Raw genomic sequence first — 15,824 nt, forward strand, 5'->3', positions numbered from 1 at the left:
GTCACTGCGCCTCCACGCGTTCTCGTCGGCCCCCTCGCTCCGAGACTGCCGGATCCGGCGCCGGGTGTGGCCCCGCCGCGCCGGATCCGGCCTGATCATCACGGGAATCGCCCGGCTCAGCCGAGGTCGGGGATCCGCCAGTCGATCGGCTCGTGGCCCTGCGCGGCGACGGCCTGGTTGATCTGGGTGAAGGGCTGGGAGCCGAAGAACTTCTTGGCCGACAGCGGCGAGGGGTGGGCGCCCTTCACCACGACGTGGCGGGTCTCGTCGATGAGCGGCAGCTTCTTCTGGGCGTAGTTGCCCCACAGCACGAAGACGGCCGGGTCCGGCCGGGAGGCGACGGCCGAGATCACGGCGTCGGTGAACTTCTCCCAGCCCTTGCCCTTGTGCGAGTTGGCCTCGCCGGCCCGGACGGTCAGCACCGCGTTGAGCAGCAGGACGCCCTGCTCGGCCCACGGCATCAGATAGCCGTTGTCGGGGATGGGGTGGCCGAGCTCGGCCTGCATCTCCTTGTAGATGTTGCGCAGCGAGGGCGGGGTCTTCACGCCCGGGCGGACGGAGAAGCACAGGCCGTGGCCCTGGCCCTCGCCGTGGTACGGGTCCTGGCCGAGGACCAGGACCTTCACCCGGTCGAACGGGGTGGCGGCGAGGGCGGCGAAGACCTCCTCGCGCGGCGGGTAGACCGGCCCCTTGGCCCGCTCCTCCTCGACGAACTCGGTGAGCTGCTTGAAGTAGGGCTTCTCCAGCTCCTCGCCGAGGACGCCGCGCCAGGACTCGGGCAGCATGTCGGTGTCGGTCACGTCAACAACCTCCGTGGGCTTCGTTGTACTCCGGACGAGAACCTACCGGGGGCCACTGACAACGCCGTCGGCCGCCCGGTCCTGCGGGACCGGGCGGCCGACGGCTCGTACACGACTACACGCACACGACTACGCGACTACGCGACTACCAACTGGTGCGGCGGCTGAGCTCCCACATCTGCATGACGGTCTGCGGGTCGAGGGCCCGCTCGCCGCCCGCGATGTCCTCGCTCGCCGCGATGTAGAGCTTGCCCTGCCACAGCGGCAGCAGCCGGACGTCCCGCACCATGATCTCCTGGGCCTTCTTGAACTCGTCCGTGACGGCCGCGCGGTCGCTCTCGCGCCGGGACCTGGGGAGGAGCTCGCCGGTGATCTCGGGGCTGACGTACGGGGTGCCGAGGACGTTCTCCTCGCCCACGAACGGGGCGATGAAGTTGTCCGGGTCCGGGAAGTCGGGGAACCAGCCTCGGCCGAAGACGGGGTACTCGCCCTTCTGGTAGCCGGCCTGGAACTCCGTCCACGGCTTGCCGTGGAGCGTGATCCGGAAGAGGCCGGAGCCCTCCAGTTGGCGCTTGAGCTCGGCGAACTCGGGCGCGGTCGAGGAGCCGTAGCGGTCGGTGGTGTACCAGAAGTCCAGCTCGACCGGCTCGGTGATGCCGGCGCCGCGCAGGATGGCCTTGGCCTTGGCCGTGTCGGGCTCGCCGAAGCGGTCGTAGAAGCTGGTGGTGTGGCCCGCGATGCCCTTGGGGACCATCGAGTACAGCGGCTCGGCGGTGCCCTGGTAGACCTTGTTGACCAGTTCCTCGCGGTTCACGAGCTGGGCGATGGCCTTGCGGACCGGCAGCTTGGCGACCGAGGAGTCCTTGGTGTTGAAGACCAGGTAGCGGATGTCGGCGCCGGTGGACTCGACCAACTGGAGGCCCTGGTTCTCCGGCGTGTCGGCCTGGAGGTCGACGACCTCCGCCGCGGTCAGACCGCGGTAGGTGGCGTCGATCTCCTTCTCCTTGAGCGCGGTGACCATCGCCTCGGAATCCGCGAAGTAGCGGATGGTCACGCCGCCGTTCTTGCGGTCGGCGAAGCCCTTGTAGCTCGGGTTCCGGGTGAGCTCGGCCTTCTCCTTGACCTTGTACTCGTCGAGGACGTACGGCCCGGAGCCGACCAGCTTGCCGTCGGTGCGGAGCCGGTCCGCCGGGTACTCCGCCGGGTCGACGATCGACATGGCCGGGGTGGCGAGGACGAAGGGGAAGGTGGCGTCGGGCTTGTTGAGCCGGAAGACGACCGTGTCGGGCTGGACGACCTCGATCTTGTCGAGCGAGCCCAGCATGCCGTTGGGGCCACCCTTGTGGTTGATCGTGCGGATTCGCTCGATCGAGTACTTCACGGCCTCGGCGTCCAGCTTGTGGCCGTTGGAGAAGGTCAGCCCGTCGTGGATCCGGCACTCGAAGACCCGGCTGGAGGAACCCTCCTTGAACTTGCAGTCCGCGGCGTCCGGCTCGGGCGTCGTCCGGCCGGTCGGGAAGCTCACCAAGGTCTGGAAGACATTCCGGAAAAGCTCCCAGGAATTGTCCCAGGCGGCGGCCGGATCGAGCGTGGAGGGCGAGCTCGTCGTCCCCACGACGATCCTCTGTTCCGTTGCGGATTCACCGTCCGAAAACACACTGCATCCGGACAGGAGGGATATGGACGCAAGGGCTGCAGCGGCCTGCAGACTGGTCCGGTTGAACACGTGCACGCTCCTCGTTCAGCCTGGGGTCGGCCGACGATACCGCAGCGCCCCGCCAGGTCAATGATCGACCCTGGCGGGGCACTTGAGGCATTCGCTGAACAACCGGGGCCAAACCGGTCAGGAAATCAAGAAAGTGTCCGGATATCGGTCACCCGACACCGGCGTTCAGGAAAATACCGCCGTCGACGACCAGGGTCTGACCGGTGATCCAGTCCGACTGCGGCGAGGTCAGGAAGGCGGCGGCACCGCCGATGTCCTGCGGCTCGCCGAGCCGGCCGAGGGGGTAGGCGGCGGCCGCCTCCACCTCCCGGCCCTCGTACAGCGCCGCGGCGAATTTCGTTCGCACGACGGCCGGGGCGATGGCGTTGACCCGGACCACGGGCGCGAATTCGTGCGCGAGCTGGAGGGTGAGATTGATCATGGCCGCCTTGCTCATTCCGTATGCGCCGACGAACGGCGAGGCGGCGATTCCGGCGACCGAGGCGATGTTCACGATCGCCCCTCCGTGTTCCTTCTGCCACGCCCGGTACGTGTGCTGGGCGAAACCGAGGGCCGATACCACATTGGTCTCGAAGACCTTGCGGGCCACCCCCAGGTCGAGTTCGGCGATGGGGCCGAACACCGGGTTCGTGCCGGCGTTGTTGATCAGGAAATCGACCCGCCCGAAGGTCTCCATCGTGGCGGCGACGGCGGCGGCCTGGTGGGCCTCGTCATGCGCCTTGCCGGGCACCGCGATGACCCGGTCGGCGCCGAGCCGCTCCACGGCCTCCTTGAGGGCGTCCTCGCCCCGCCCGGTGATGCAGACCCGGTCGCCCCGGGCCACCAGGGCCTCGGCGACGCCGTAGCCGATGCCCCGGCTGCCACCGGTGACGAGGGCGACCTTGCCCGAGGGCTCCGGCAGTACCCTGCGCTCGCTCATGTGCGTACTCCTCCCCGCGCTCGGGCGTCAGTTGAGCGGGCCGCCGGCCACGTACAGGACCTGGCCGGAGACGAAACCGGCGTCGTCGCCCGTGAAGAAGGCGATGGCGTTGGCGATGTCCTCGGGCCGGCCGACGCGCTGGACCGGGATCATGGACGCGGCGGCGGCCTGGAACTCCTCGAAGCCCATGCCGACCCGCTCGGCGGTCTGCGCGGTCATCTCGGTGACGATGAAGCCGGGGGCGACGGCGTTGGCGGTGATGCCGAACTTGCCGAGCTCCTTGGCGAGGGTCTTGGTGAAGCCCTGGAGACCGGCCTTGACGGCGGAGTAGTTCGCCTGGCCGCGGTTGCCGAGCGCCGAGGAGGAGGACAGCGAGACGATCCGGCCGAAGCCCGCGTCCACCATGTGCTTCTGGCACGCCTTGGCCATCAGGAACGCGCCCTTGAGGTGCACGTTCATGACCGTGTCCCAGTCCGCCTCGGACATCTTGAAGAGCAGGTTGTCGCGGAGCACGCCCGCGTTGTTGACGAGGATCGTGGGGGCGCCGAGCTCGGCGACGACCCGCGCGATCGCGGCCTCCACCTGGGCGCTGTCGGAGACGTCGCAGCCGACGGCGAGCGCGGTGCCGCCCGCGGCGGTGATCTTCTCGACGGTGTCCTTGCAGGCCGCCTCGTCGAGGTCGAGTACGGCGACGGCGCGGCCCTCGGCGGCCAGCCGGATCGCGGTGGCGGCGCCGATGCCCCGTGCCGCACCGGTGACCACGGCTACGCGCTGCTCGGTGGTGGACATGCTTGTTCTCCTCGCCCTTGGATCGTCCCTGGATGCGGTCCGTACCGGCGGCCCGCTCGCTCTCCCGCAGATGAGCGACCGCTTAGTATCGCCCGCAGACGAGACGCTAGAAGCCCTGGCACCCGGTGTCAACGGCCCACCGGGTGCACCGGATCACTCCGTGTCGCCGAACGCGCCCGCTCAGCGCACGAGGAGGTCGAGCAGGCGTTCCACCTCGGCCTCGGGATCGGTGGTCAGACCGGTGTGCACGGGGCCGGGCTGGACCACGGTGGAGCGGGGGGCGATCAGCCAGCGGAAGCGCCGGCCGGCGTCGTCGCGGGCCGCCTGGCCGGCGGCGTCACCGCCCGCGCAGACGCCCTCGACGGCGTGCAGCGCGGCCCGTACGCCGGTGACGTCGGCGGCCGGGTCGAGCGCGGCCAGCTTGGTCTCGTCCAGATGGGTGCGGGCCGCCACGAAGGAGCGGGCGCGGCAGTAGACGACCACCCCGGCGTTGAAGCACTCGCCACGTTCGACGCGGGGCACCACGCGCAGCAGCGCGTACTCGAAGACATCGCGGTCGGTCACGGGGTGCTGTCCTTCTCGGTGGCGGGCTCGGCGGCGTGCGGCCGGGGGGCGAGGCGTTCGGCGAGCCAGCCCGGGGGCTGCTGGGGGCGCCGCTCGGTGCGCGGTCCGAGGGTGATCCGCTCGTGGACGGTCGCGGCGCGCGACAGCAGGGCCTCGACGTACGCGGCCCGCAGCTCGTCCGTGCCGGCGAAGCCGGGTTCGTCGACGAGCCACGCGTCGGGCACGTCGGCCGCGACCTCGGTGAGCAGCTCGCGGGTGACGAGCGGCGCGAGCTCGGCGGCCGCGGCGGCGATGTCCGGCGCGAAGGGGGCGAGCGCGTGGTCGGAGGCGTCGTACGGCTTGGCGGCGGAGGCGGCGGCGCCGGGCCAGTTGTGGTGCCAGATCATGGTGGCGCCGTGGTCGATGAGCCACAGGTCGCCGTGCCAGACCAGCATGTTGGGATTGCGCCAGGACCGGTCGACGTTGTTGATGACCGCGTCGAACCAGACGACGCGGCCGGCCTCCTGGGGATCGACCTCGTAGGCGAGCGGGTCAAACCCGAGCGAGCCCGGCAGGAAGTCCATCCCGAGATTGAGCCCGCCGCTCGCCTTGAGAAGCTCCTGCACCTCCTGGTCGGGCTCCGACAGCCCGATGACGGGGTCGAGCTCGATGGTGACGAGCTCCGGCACCCGCAGCCCGAGCCGACGGGCGAGCTGCCCGCAGATCACCTCGGCCACCAGGGTCTTGCGCCCCTGCCCGGCGCCGGTGAACTTCATGACGTACGTGCCGAGATCGTCAGCCTCGACGATCCCCGGAAGCGATCCACCCTCCCGCAGGGGCGTGACATAGCGGGTCGCTACGACCTCTTGCAACACTTTCCCAGGCCACCCATCTCTTCAACCTTGCAATCCACGGAAGGCTTCTCCGGAACGTAGAGGCCGGGAACACGGGTCTACAGCGCTGGGGAGAATCTGGGGAGTTTCGGCTAGCAAGCTGATCCCCCGCGCTCCCCAAGCAGACCGTCGATGGTGCCGCGTCCCTTGCTGCCGGCCTCCGGCATGAAGTGAGCATAGTAACCGAGAGTGATCGCAGGCGAGGAGTGTCCAAGCCACCGAGCCAGGGTCACGACGGACTCTCCGGCTTCCAACATGATCGAGGCATAGGTGTGCCGAAGCACATGGAAGCCGTCCTTCGGGGCCGCCGCCCACTGCCAGGCTTTCGCCCCCTCGGCGCGCGGCGGGATGACGCCCGCCTTGGCCAAGGCCGGCTTCCAGGTGTAGGTGTTCCATGTGTTCACCGCGACAGCGTTGCCGAAGCGCGTGGTGAGCAGCAGGGAGAACTTCTTCTTCTCCCCCTCCGGCTTGCCCCACGGCAGCTCCACTTCTACCGGCGGGAACGCTTCGATGTGACGCTTGAGTTCCTCGGCTACCGAGGGGGGCAGATCCACCGTGCGGATCTTCTTCCCCTTCGGCAAGGCGAAGTACAGCCTTCCGTGAATCGCCTGTACTTGGCGCCGAACGTGCAGCAGTCCGCGCCCGTAGTCGATGTCCTCCGGACTGAGCCCGAAGACCTCTCCCTGGCGGAGTCCGCACCCCAGGCCGACTACGACGGCGATCCTGTTCCGCTCGCTGATGGCATCGCGGACTCGCAGGGCCGTGTCCATCGGCCACGCGTCGCGCCGCTCCCGTGGCGACTTGGGCCACCGCACGGATTTCGCGTGCATAGGGTTGCGCGCGAGGCGCTTGTCGTCGACGGCCGCCTCCAGGATGGAGGAAAGCTCGGACAGGATGCCGCGCTGGTAGTCGACTGACGAGACTGTCGACTCCAGCTTGGTTATGAACGCGCGCAGATCCGTTGCAGCGATGCTCCTGAGCGGAAGCTGGCCCAGGTGCGGGACGATATGGAGACGCCACCTACGCTCCTGACTGTCCTGGGTTTTCGGAGCACCGCCTCGCCCTGGTGCCCAGTGCATCGCGATGTAGTCGGCCAGCGTGATGGACCCGTCGCGCGGATCTACGAATTCGCCTCGCTCCTCGTCCGTGGCCGCCCGGCGAAGCCACGCCTTGGCATCCTCCAGCACATCAAAGGATCGGTCTCGCACCCCAGGAATCCCAGCGACCTTGTACCGCTTACCTTTACCGTAGCGAGCGGTCTTCTCCCTTCTCCCGGTGACCGGATCCTTCTTCTTCTTGAGCCAACGATCCTCGACATACCCGGCCAAATAAATACCTTTCAAGAGAAGGCGAACGGCGCCTGATAACGCCACGTGGTCAAACGCCGGGGTTCCCACGACGCTGTGGAGCCGCACCCAGTGGGTTCAGGGCAGGGTTAGAGCGAGAGTCTGCGCGTTCCTGCTCATCGATCCAGGCATCGAGAGCTGTACGCCGATACATGACACGGCCACGAGAGCCCATACGGAAACTCGGCGGCCCCTGCCGTCGATGCCGCCAGACATAAAGGGTGTGGGGGGATATGCCCAGGTACTCGGCGGCATCCTTTACGTTGAGAAACCCGGAGCGAACAGCGCTGGCAGGGTCAGGCGCAGCTGAGGCAGCGAGCAGCGATCGTGCAGGCATGGAGCGCTTCCTGTGAGGGGGAAAGAAAACGGGCGTGGGCAGCCCTCGTTCACGACGACTCCACCGCCAAGCACAGTCGAATGCGAACACCTAAATGATCCTGACGATCGCCGGTTAGGCTAACCGGCGATCATGGGCTATGTTGCTCTGCACTCCGGACCACCGCGGCGCCCCCTCGTCACGCTCGGGCACTGTCAACCTGCAATGTGATAGGTCCGTCCGCCCGACGGTTCATGTTCCACAACACAAACGAGAAGGCCGTCCTCCTCGAGTCGAGCGAGGCTTCGCACGACGATCCGGTCCGGGTCTCCGAGGGCGCGAGCCACCTGTACAACGTCGACTCCGGGGTGCCTGGCCACGTAGGCAAGTACAACCCGGTCCCGGCGGTAGTCACGTTGTAGAAGATCCTCTCCGGTCAGCCCGGCCGCACACACGCAGAGGCACAATCCAGTCGCTACGCCTCCGAAATCATGTCGCGCATGAGACATTGCGACCTGCAGCGCACTGAGGGCGAATAGGAAGGGGCTTGAAACTCGGATGGACGACAAAACCTTTGACACAATCCCTCCAAGATCCATCAACGTAGGCACCGCGGCAATTACCAGCGGACCGGATGAGTAGGTTGACATGCCACTACACGGTGTTCCAGTCCCAATCGGAAGATTCCTGTCTGCCGTGAGCAATGTCGAACTCAGTTCTCATTCCACCGGGTTGGCCGGGCAAGCGAGAGCAGCGCTTCTAAGGACCTGGTTTTGAGGTCGTGGGTCGCCACATGCGGCGTTTTCTGTTTCGGATTGCGTGTTCGCCTGCGGCAGGTCACGCGTTGACGCTGTGCTGTGGGCATGGGTGATACCCGGCTGGAACCTGTGGTGCTGTCAGAGGCCGAGCGGCTGACGCTGGAAAACTGGGCCAAGCGCCGCTCGACCGCGCAGCGGCTGGCCATTCGCGCACGCATCGTGCTGGCGTGCGCGAACGGCTGGAACGACACCGTGGTCGCCGCGCGGCTCGGCGTCGGCAGAGACCACCGTGCGCCGCTGGCGCACACGGTTCATGCGCGACTGCCTCGACGGCCTCGCGGACGAACCCCGGCCCGGGGTCCCACAGACCATCACCGACGCCCAGTCGAAGAAGTCGTGGTCCGCACCTTGGAACAGACCCCTCCTGCGGGTGCGCACTGGTCCAAGCGGGAGCTGGCCAAGGTCGTAAGTATCTCGCCCGCGAGCGTGCTGCGGATCTGGCACGCCTTCGGCCTGCAGCTGTGGCGGACCGAGACCTTCAAGATCTCTCCGGACCTATTCCTCATCGACAAGATCCGTGACGTCGTCGGCCTGTATCTCGCCCCGCCGGCGAACGCCGTCGTCTTCGCTGTGGACGAGAAACCGCAGATCCAGGCCCTTCAGCCGACCGCGCCGGTCCTGCCCATGATCCTGGGAGTGCCCGAGCGCCGCAGCTTCGACAGGCCCGCCCGCTAGAGAGCTGAGGCACGGCAAGACCCAGGCGCCCGGGGAAGGCTAGAGGATGTTCCAGGTGAGCTGCTTGTCTCGCATTCGGAGTCCTTCGACCCGCCGCTGGATCTCGCTCAGCGACTCGGGGGCATGTCGAACCTTCCTCGCGTTGGTGGTGATCATCCGTAGTTCGCGAATATCACGCAAGACCGGATAGCCCGCGCTTCTCGTGACGTCCCACCCGTAGGCGTCCACGAACGCTTGATAGTGAGCCTGGCCGTAGCCGAACCGTCGGCAGTGAACCTCAACGGTGACGAGGTCCCATTCCGGCTGACCCTGGGCCACCGTGTCCCAGTCGCACAGCACTGCCGACCCACCAGGGGTGTGCAGCGCGTTCCGATGCTGAGGATCGCCCTGTATCAGTCCGGGAGCGAGGGAGAACTGGACGTCTCCCAGTGCTTCTTCGAGTCGGTCCGCTTCCTCCTCCAAGAATCCGAGGGCTACAGCAGGAAGGCAGGTGATGGCCGTCAATGAGCGACGGATCGCGCGGATGTTGTCGTGCTCGGCAAGAGCGATCGGGGGTGGGGGCAGCGAGTGAAGCCTCTTGAGAGGCCCGGCCAGCGCCCCCGCCGCCACCGGGTGCTCAGGCTGCGGCAAGTAGGTCCAGAAGGTGACAGCGTGCCCATCGACGACCAGCGGCTGATCGCAGGCGTGGAGAGGGACGGTAGGGAAACCCGCATCGAGAAGCCAGCGTACGAAAGCGACCGTGCGCGCGACGCTGCCGGCGTCGGTTCCCTTCCGGGCGATCTTGGCCACCACCTGCTCCTTCTCCAAAAGGAGCACCGCGTTGGTGTGGCCGCGCAGCAGGCGCGCATCACGGCTGTCGAGGCCGGCCTGCGTGCAGGCCCGCTCCAGTACCTGGTACATCTCGAACTCGTCGAACCCACCGGGGGCCGGCGTGATTGTCATGTCGCACAGGCTTACCGACCGGGGCCCGTCCTGTCACATCCGGCCCGGCGGCAGTTCGATGATCTCAAGGAGTTCGCGTGCCGCCCGACCTGTCCGTATCGCTGGCGGGAGGACTTCTACTACCTCGCGGGCCCTCTCCTCCACGATGGGTGTGCGGTGGGCGGGGTCCATCCGCAGGAAGGTGACGCCGGCCAGCTGGCACGCTTCGTCGGGGCTTCGGTCCCGTGCGTAGCAGATGGCGGCTTCGAGACGGAGAAGCGCGGGGTCGATTCCTGTCTTGTCCTGGTAGAGGGCGAGCGCCTCCTCCTGTACCTGTCGTGCCTCGCGCGTGTGCCCGAGAGCCGTCAACGTCCCGCTCCTGTAGAGCAGGTAGCGGCGCACCGGGAAGGCGAACGCGTCGTCCGCCGAGTCCCCGCCGAACTGTTCGAACGCCTTCTTCGCGTAGCGCAGAGCAGCTTCGGCCTCGGCCGTGGCGCCCAGCTTCGCCAGAGCCCGAGCCTCTGCTGCCGCCGCGAAGGCGTGCGTGGCGCTGGTTCGAAACCTGCTACTGATGGTCCTGGCCTCCCGGCACAAGTTCACCGCGTGGGTGATCGGACCGTAGTAGAAGGGGAGCATCGCAGCCTGGGCCCGGACGCGAGCTCGAAGCTCCGCGTTCCCGCTGTCGTCCGCAGCGGTCCGAGCTGTGGCGTACCAGGATCGCGATCGGGAGAGGTCGCCGAGCTTCATGAGCGCGTCGGCCGTGAGCGTGGAGAGTATCGCCGTCAGCTCAGAGAGCCGAACTTGGACGGCGGCCGGCTGTCGGGATGCGGCCAGCCCTTCGACCTCCACCAGGAGGTCCAGCAGGCGGGCGAGCATCTGCGCCGGCGGTGTGTAGATGTACTCCTGGCTGGCCCAGAGAACCATCTCGTCGATGTGGTCCAGTTGACTGGAGTTCACCGTAGCGGAGGCGAGGGTGCGGTCGATCGAGCGTCGCGCGGCGTCGACCCGGTACGAGAGGTGCTCGGCGGCCGTGGGAATCTGCTCGCCGATGGCGGGCACGGGGATCTCCTCGGCCGGGTGGCCGTGCTGGGGCTCTGCCCGTGGGGAGACCGCGGCGACCACCTCGGTCGCGTCCAGCCCCAGGTCTCCCGGCGAGCAGTCGTAGAACGCGGCGAGGACGAGCACGGTGGAGTGAATCGGCTGATGCCTTCCGGTCTCCCACAGCCTCAGCTGTTCCACGGTGACTCGGGGGGCGTTGTCCACGTCTGAGACCAGCCGACGGATCTGGCCTGCCGCTTCAGAGAGAGTCAAACCCTTGGCGAGACGCTGTGCACGGAGGTGGGAAACGGAGCAGTGCACCTGAATTGTGCGAGCGATCTCGCCCGTTGTGTGTCCGCGTTCGGTACCAGTCTCGCGTAACCGCTTTGCGCAGGAGGGACCATGAAGTGCTGGACCACGTCGCATGAGGTCGGTTCCCTTCAACTCGCCCACCAGCGTAGCGACATGCTTTCAGTTGGGGGTCAGGAATGCGTGACACCGTCGAGCGCGACCCCGGAAATACGTGAAGCGTCACGCAGGCCCACCACGTTTGCGTGAACCGTCACGGTTGCCGCCCCCAGTCCACGAGGGCAACTCTTACCTCCCTCGGGCTATCCCGAGATGCACGCCGCTCGCTGGCCGAGGCGCCCGACGTCTGGACCTGTGAGCCCGCGGGTACCTCCGCGCCCAACCGAGCCTGCTCACGACGACCGCTGCCGTCGCCTCATACGCCAAGGAGTCCCCTATGGCACAGGAGCACATCCCCCAGAGCCCCGGACGCTCCGCGTCGGCCACTGTGCCGCTCCGGAACACCGTCGAGGTGTTCCTGCCCAGCGAACCGACGCATGTCAAGACGTCTCGGCGGGTGGCGGAGAGCGCGCTGGAGCGCTGGGGCGGTGTCCCCGCGGTGGTGGCGGACGACGCGGTCCTCATCGTGTCCGAGCTGGTGACGAACGCGATCTTGCACGGGGGCCTCGGCACCCGTGAGCCTGTCGGGCTGCGCATCGAGCACACCGGAAACGAGCTGCTGATCGAAGTCACCGATGGGAACTCGCAGCGGGCCCAGGTGAAGGCCGTCGAGAGCACTGAGACGGGAGGCCGCGGCCTTCTTCTGGTGACGCGGCTGGCGTGCGAATGGGGCACCCGCAACAAGAACCGCACCACGTGGGCACGCCTTCCGACTTATCCCCAGGAGCAGGCGTGCTGATTGCGCGCAAGGACGAGACCACCCGAAGCGTGATGAGTACCGCCCCGATGCACCCCTACCTCGCGCGCGAGCTGATCGCCCGGGCGGAGAGGGCGGACGAGCACTGGACCCGGCTGGCCCAGATGCAGCCGGCCGATCAGCAGATCGACGCGGGCCGCCACATGGATCACGTCAACGCGGGGTTCCTGGCGCGGGCCGTCGCGGACTACGGGTGGCCGGGCGTGCCGCTCGTCGGAGAGGTAGGTGCGAGGGCCGCGTGGCGCCTTGCTCTTCGTGCCGACACCCGGGCCGATGTCCAGCAGCTCGCCTCCCGGCTGATGTACGACGCCGTGGAGCGGGGTACCGCTTCCCTTCGGCAGTGGGCTCATCTCTACGACCGCTATCTCGCGAACTCCGGGCGGCCGCAGCTCTACGGCACCCAGTACCGCCTCGGCCTCGACGGGCCCCAGCGGCAGGCGGTGTCCGACCCGGCCGGCGACCTCGACGCGCGCCGGGCCGCGGTGGGGCTCCCGCCCGCCGGCGTCGCGCTGCGGAGGCTGCGGGACCGTCTGGCCGCGGACCCGTGCTTCGACGCGGCGGGGTCCGTTGTTCTCGCGGGCGCGGCATGACCGCCGCTGCCGCCCCGGACGCGGCCGAGAGCCTCCGGCAGAAGGCGCGGACGCTCGCGGAGGAGGTCCTGGCCTGGGCGCCGGACGGTGAGGACCGGCCTTCGCGGGACGAGGCCGTCGCCGTGGTGCACCAGCTCAACGCGTACGGGGTGTACCTGCGCGACGCGGTAGAGGCCGGTGTGCGGCCGGGCTCGCCCGGCGGACCGCCGCCCGTCCTCAGTGAGGCACACGGGCGGCTTAACCAGCCGCTGACGTCCGCAGTGCCGCCGTTCGCTCTCCCGGCCGACGCCGTCGTCCGCCGGGCGCAGAACCTCGCGCGCCTCGTGCTCGGGCTGTCCGCCCTGGACGCCGGGCCTTCCACCCCGCCCGCCCCGGGCGGCAACACCCACCAGCACCCCCTGATCGAAAGGACTGTCCGATGAGGATCGGCACCGTGGTACTGCTCGCGGGCGCGGCTGTGGCCGGCGTCGGCGTGGCCCGCCTGCACCAGGAGGCGAAGCACCAGCGGGAGCGGGTCGATATCGCCCTCACCCGCAACCAGCTCGACTGGCTGGAGAAGGTCTTCACGGACCCCGCCGTGGCGGCGAAGTGGGCGCCCGCCGGCATGGAGGCCGAGGAGTACATGGGGCTGATGTCCGCCAACCACATGCTGTGCACCCTCAGCCTGCGCGACCGGCTCGGCCTCGTGAGTGAGCACCAGCTCCGCCTCTACGCCTCGATGATCATGCGCAACGAGACGGCCCGGCGGTACTGGGAGAGGTTCGGGCACCTGCGTGCCCAGGAGGCGGTGGGAGACCCGCAGGCCGAACGCCTCCACGACGCCCTGGCCAGGGCCGCGGACGAAGCCGTACGGGCCGCACGCCAGAACCAGCCCGCCGCTGCCTGACGCGGAGGGGACATCCCGCGCCGTCCTGACGGCGCGGACCTGAACCGGGGCCTTCCTCACCCGAGGGAGGCGGCGCACCCGTCCGCGCCCCGGCCGCACCTCCGTGGGGGAGCTCGCGGCCGGCCCTTCCCCCCTGCACGGGTACCGGCAGTCCGGAGCCGGCACGGGACCCCTCACCCCAAGAGCACCCCTTTTATGCGGATATGCCCGCTGGCGGGAGCGTGGGCGGTGTCCTGGCCGCCGCTTCGTGCGGCAGCGGCCGGCAGACGTGGAGGAGAGCGATGACGTGGTGGGGAGCCGTGTTCGTCGCCGGGTTCTGCGGCGCGGTCCTCTTCCTCGTAGAGATCGCGCCCCGCCTGCCGGGCCGGCGCCCCGGCGGCGTGGGGACAGCGCCACCACCGACCGATCAGCACGCCCAAGACGACCAGAAGGGAGCGCCTTGACCATGAGGGCCTCTTCGACGATGCGCAGGAGCACCGGCACGGCGCTCTCCGCAGCGGACCGCGGTATGTCCGGTCCCGACCGGGCCGGATCCGGCACGCAGCAGATCCCCCGCGCCCGCGGAATGGGAGCGGGCCCCGACCAGCCGATGCTCCTCACCCTCCGCGAGGAACTGCGCTCGGGCATCTGGCGGCCCGGGACGGTGCGCACCCAGACCGGCCTGCGAGTCCGCTTCGGCGAGACCCATCTCATGACCACGGCCGTGACCCGTGTTCTGCGCGACGAGGGCCTGGTCACCCTCGACGGGCTTCCCGGTGTGCGAGCCCTCGGGCCCGCAGGCCGGCCCCCGCACCGCACCAGCACCGCCACCGACCTGGTCGTGCAGGCGATCCGGAAGCGGCTCACCGACCACACCTACCAGCCCGGCCAGCGAATGCCGCCCCAGCAGTCCCTCGCCATCGAGTTCGACACGTCACGAACGACGATCCAGCTCGCCTTTCTCCAGCTCGCGCTGGAGGGCCTGCTGCGCCGCCACCAGGCGGCCGAGACGCCCGGGACGTACGTCCTCGATCCCTCGCGGCAGGCCCGGGAGGCTCTTCTCCTGGCCGACCTGCAGGTGGCGATGCGCCGGGGCGGATGGACGCGGGCGGAGTACCCCGACGTCGTCGAGCGCGCGCTGCACATTCTCGTCGGCTCCGCCGCACGAGCGGGGGCTGAGCCATGACCGACGCCCTCACCATGATCGCGGCCCTGCTGACGCTCGGCCTGGCGGGTGTGAGCGTCCGGCACAGGCAGAAGAAGCCGGCGCCGGCCTTCCCAAACGGGCGGAGCGGGTTTCCGTCCTGCGCCGGGTTCCTCGTCCTGGTGCTGCTGCTCATCGCCTCCACGGCGGTGATCGAGCACAACCCCTGGCCCCAGCCCTCTGCCGTGTCGAAGGAGTCCCGGTGAGCGAGTGGACCCGCGAAGGGCCCGTGACCGAGCCCGTCTACGACCGGTCCGATCCGCAGAGCGGGCGCGCTCTGGTGGACTTCCACCTGCGTGAGCTGGGGCTCGGCGAGAGCTGGCTCATCAGGGCCGACGCCGACGGTCAGCGCTTCTGCCGGCCCGTAGTGCCCCAGGGCCTGGGGGTGTGCCGCGCCTACGTGCTCACCGAAGCCGCCTGGCCCGAGGGCGCGGAGTTGTGCGTGACGGTGGCCTGGACGCCGGACGCCGCGCTGCGCCGCGAGGACAGGACGGGCCGGGTACCGGACGGGGCAGAAGACCACTGGCGGACGCGGATCGCCGCGACGGCCCAGGCCCTGGAGTCCCTCGGCTACGTCGTGGAGCCGAGCCGGTTCAGGTGCTCGCCGCGCTACCACTTCACCGCCGAGCTGCTCGTCTACCGGATGCCCGCGGACGTGCCGCCGAGGCAGCTGCCGGCGGCCACCGCCTGGGCGCTGTCGGAGCCCGTCCCCCCGCACTACCGGCGAAACGGCTGGTATCCCGAACGCTCGCCGCAGGAAGTCATCCGCGACGCCCTGCGCGAGGCCGGACTCGGCTTCTTCCTGCAGGACCGGTCCTCCTTCGGCCGGGTCGGCGTCCGCGACATCACCCAGACGGTGTGGCCTCCCGAGGCCGACCGCTGCGCCTGGCTGACCTGGTGGCCGGCCGCCGCCTTCGCCCGCGCCCCGGATACCGGCCTGCCGCCCGCCGGTGCGGAGGACCACTGGCACGAGTGCCTCGACCGCCTCCACCAGGCCCTGTCCGTCGTCGGCCTCGTCCTCCGTTCCCGCTCACGCCCTTGGAGCCTGGCCGACGACAGCGCCGACTTCCTCGTCCACCGCGCCGCCGCCCCGCTCTCGACCTCGGAGTGACCGTGTCTCTTCTCCCTCTCCGCCGACCGGCGGACCCGGCCGTCG

18 protein-coding genes are annotated in these 15,824 nt (G+C 69.0%); 8 read left to right on the forward strand and 10 right to left on the reverse strand.

Features of this window, described 5'->3' with window-relative positions; genetic code table 11:
* Positions 1-116: 116 nt before the first annotated feature.
* From ung to ABZ135_RS14570, 8 genes are all read right to left on the reverse strand, one after another.
* On the reverse strand, positions 117-800 hold the full coding sequence (gene ung / locus ABZ135_RS14535; protein ID WP_356695440.1) for a uracil-DNA glycosylase: 684 nt from the start codon (positions 798-800) through the stop codon (positions 117-119).
* A gap of 145 nt (positions 801-945) precedes the next feature.
* Positions 946-2,526 (reverse strand): ABC transporter substrate-binding protein, encoded by a 1,581-nt coding sequence (locus ABZ135_RS14540; protein ID WP_356695442.1) that lies wholly within the window; start codon positions 2,524-2,526, stop codon positions 946-948.
* A gap of 148 nt (positions 2,527-2,674) precedes the next feature.
* Positions 2,675-3,445, reverse strand: coding sequence for an SDR family oxidoreductase (locus ABZ135_RS14545; RefSeq protein ID WP_356695444.1), 771 nt, complete (start codon positions 3,443-3,445; stop codon positions 2,675-2,677).
* A 27-nt stretch (positions 3,446-3,472) separates the two neighbouring features.
* Positions 3,473-4,234 (reverse strand): 3-oxoacyl-ACP reductase FabG, encoded by a 762-nt coding sequence (gene fabG, locus ABZ135_RS14550; protein WP_352080279.1) that lies wholly within the window; start codon positions 4,232-4,234, stop codon positions 3,473-3,475.
* 180 nt (positions 4,235-4,414) lie between these two features.
* Positions 4,415-4,798 carry a DUF3037 domain-containing protein gene (locus tag ABZ135_RS14555; protein WP_356695446.1) on the reverse strand — a complete coding sequence of 128 codons (384 nt, stop codon included), beginning with the start codon at positions 4,796-4,798 and terminating at the stop codon, positions 4,415-4,417.
* Positions 4,795-5,652, reverse strand: a complete 858-nt coding sequence (locus tag ABZ135_RS14560) for a HipA family kinase (RefSeq protein ID WP_356695448.1) — start codon at positions 5,650-5,652, stop codon at positions 4,795-4,797. The genes ABZ135_RS14555 and ABZ135_RS14560 overlap by 4 nt, the downstream gene beginning before the upstream one ends.
* A gap of 110 nt (positions 5,653-5,762) precedes the next feature.
* Positions 5,763-6,857, reverse strand: a complete 1,095-nt coding sequence (locus ABZ135_RS14565; RefSeq protein ID WP_356695663.1) for a tyrosine-type recombinase/integrase — start codon at positions 6,855-6,857, stop codon at positions 5,763-5,765.
* Positions 6,858-7,047: 190 nt separating this feature from the next.
* Complete coding sequence (locus tag ABZ135_RS14570; protein ID WP_356695450.1) at positions 7,048-7,353, reverse strand: helix-turn-helix domain-containing protein; 306 nt, start codon at positions 7,351-7,353, stop codon at positions 7,048-7,050.
* Between the two features lie 842 nt (positions 7,354-8,195).
* Here ABZ135_RS14570 and ABZ135_RS14575 point away from each other — a divergent pair.
* A complete protein-coding gene (locus tag ABZ135_RS14575; RefSeq protein WP_356695452.1) occupies positions 8,196-8,825 on the forward strand; it encodes a hypothetical protein in 630 nt (209 codons plus the stop codon).
* Between the two features lie 39 nt (positions 8,826-8,864).
* Here the strand turns inward: ABZ135_RS14575 and ABZ135_RS14580 are convergent, their stop codons facing one another.
* Together ABZ135_RS14580 and ABZ135_RS14585 are read right to left on the reverse strand one after the other, a co-directional pair.
* Positions 8,865-9,767, reverse strand: a complete 903-nt coding sequence (locus ABZ135_RS14580; protein WP_356695454.1) for a phosphotransferase — start codon at positions 9,765-9,767, stop codon at positions 8,865-8,867.
* A 33-nt stretch (positions 9,768-9,800) separates the two neighbouring features.
* A complete protein-coding gene (locus ABZ135_RS14585; protein ID WP_356695456.1) occupies positions 9,801-11,009 on the reverse strand; it encodes an XRE family transcriptional regulator in 1,209 nt (402 codons plus the stop codon).
* Between the two features lie 520 nt (positions 11,010-11,529).
* On the opposite strand from ABZ135_RS14585, the gene ABZ135_RS14590 reads away from it, so the two are divergent.
* The 7 genes from ABZ135_RS14590 (at position 11,530) to ABZ135_RS14620 (ending at position 15,779) form a co-directional block, all read left to right on the forward strand.
* A complete protein-coding gene (locus tag ABZ135_RS14590) occupies positions 11,530-11,991 on the forward strand; it encodes an ATP-binding protein (RefSeq protein WP_356695458.1) in 462 nt (153 codons plus the stop codon).
* Positions 11,985-12,599, forward strand: coding sequence for a DUF6624 domain-containing protein (locus ABZ135_RS14595; RefSeq protein WP_356695460.1), 615 nt, complete (start codon positions 11,985-11,987; stop codon positions 12,597-12,599). Before ABZ135_RS14590 ends, ABZ135_RS14595 begins: the two co-directional genes overlap by 7 nt.
* Positions 12,596-13,021: a hypothetical protein gene (locus ABZ135_RS14600; RefSeq protein WP_356695462.1), complete on the forward strand. Its 426-nt coding sequence runs from the start codon at positions 12,596-12,598 to the stop codon at positions 13,019-13,021. Before ABZ135_RS14595 ends, ABZ135_RS14600 begins: the two co-directional genes overlap by 4 nt.
* The gene (locus ABZ135_RS14605; RefSeq protein ID WP_356695464.1) at positions 13,018-13,485 is read left to right on the forward strand and encodes a DUF6082 family protein; all 468 of its coding nucleotides are present in this window, start codon (positions 13,018-13,020) and stop codon (positions 13,483-13,485) included. The genes ABZ135_RS14600 and ABZ135_RS14605 overlap by 4 nt, the downstream gene beginning before the upstream one ends.
* Positions 13,486-13,930: 445 nt before the next feature.
* Positions 13,931-14,650 carry a GntR family transcriptional regulator gene (locus ABZ135_RS14610; protein WP_356695466.1) on the forward strand — a complete coding sequence of 240 codons (720 nt, stop codon included), beginning with the start codon at positions 13,931-13,933 and terminating at the stop codon, positions 14,648-14,650.
* On the forward strand, positions 14,647-14,874 hold the full coding sequence (locus ABZ135_RS14615) for a hypothetical protein (protein ID WP_356695468.1): 228 nt from the start codon (positions 14,647-14,649) through the stop codon (positions 14,872-14,874). The genes ABZ135_RS14610 and ABZ135_RS14615 overlap by 4 nt, the downstream gene beginning before the upstream one ends.
* Positions 14,871-15,779 carry a hypothetical protein gene (locus tag ABZ135_RS14620; RefSeq protein WP_356695470.1) on the forward strand — a complete coding sequence of 303 codons (909 nt, stop codon included), beginning with the start codon at positions 14,871-14,873 and terminating at the stop codon, positions 15,777-15,779. Before ABZ135_RS14615 ends, ABZ135_RS14620 begins: the two co-directional genes overlap by 4 nt.
* Positions 15,780-15,824 lie beyond the last annotated feature (45 nt).

Source organism: Streptomyces sp. NPDC006339 (assembly GCF_040612775.1).
GTDB lineage: Bacteria > Actinomycetota > Actinomycetes > Streptomycetales > Streptomycetaceae > Streptomyces.

Excerpts from the sequence above, each read along its gene's own strand:
- ABZ135_RS14600 (WP_356695462.1), top strand. The coding sequence starts at position 12,596 with ATGACCGCCGCTGCCGCCCCGGACGCGGCCGAGAGCCTCCGGCAGAAG.
- fabG (WP_352080279.1), bottom strand. The coding sequence starts at position 4,234 with ATGTCCACCACCGAGCAGCGCGTAGCCGTGGTCACCGGTGCGGCACGG.
- ABZ135_RS14615 (WP_356695468.1), top strand. The coding sequence starts at position 14,647 with ATGACCGACGCCCTCACCATGATCGCGGCCCTGCTGACGCTCGGCCTG.
- ABZ135_RS14590 (WP_356695458.1), top strand. The coding sequence starts at position 11,530 with ATGGCACAGGAGCACATCCCCCAGAGCCCCGGACGCTCCGCGTCGGCC.
- ABZ135_RS14605 (WP_356695464.1), top strand. The coding sequence starts at position 13,018 with ATGAGGATCGGCACCGTGGTACTGCTCGCGGGCGCGGCTGTGGCCGGC.
- ABZ135_RS14545 (WP_356695444.1), bottom strand. The coding sequence starts at position 3,445 with ATGAGCGAGCGCAGGGTACTGCCGGAGCCCTCGGGCAAGGTCGCCCTC.
- ABZ135_RS14580 (WP_356695454.1), bottom strand. The coding sequence starts at position 9,767 with ATGACAATCACGCCGGCCCCCGGTGGGTTCGACGAGTTCGAGATGTAC.
- ABZ135_RS14610 (WP_356695466.1), top strand. The coding sequence starts at position 13,931 with ATGAGGGCCTCTTCGACGATGCGCAGGAGCACCGGCACGGCGCTCTCC.
- ABZ135_RS14575 (WP_356695452.1), top strand. The coding sequence starts at position 8,196 with ATGGGTGATACCCGGCTGGAACCTGTGGTGCTGTCAGAGGCCGAGCGG.
- ABZ135_RS14570 (WP_356695450.1), bottom strand. The coding sequence starts at position 7,353 with ATGCCTGCACGATCGCTGCTCGCTGCCTCAGCTGCGCCTGACCCTGCC.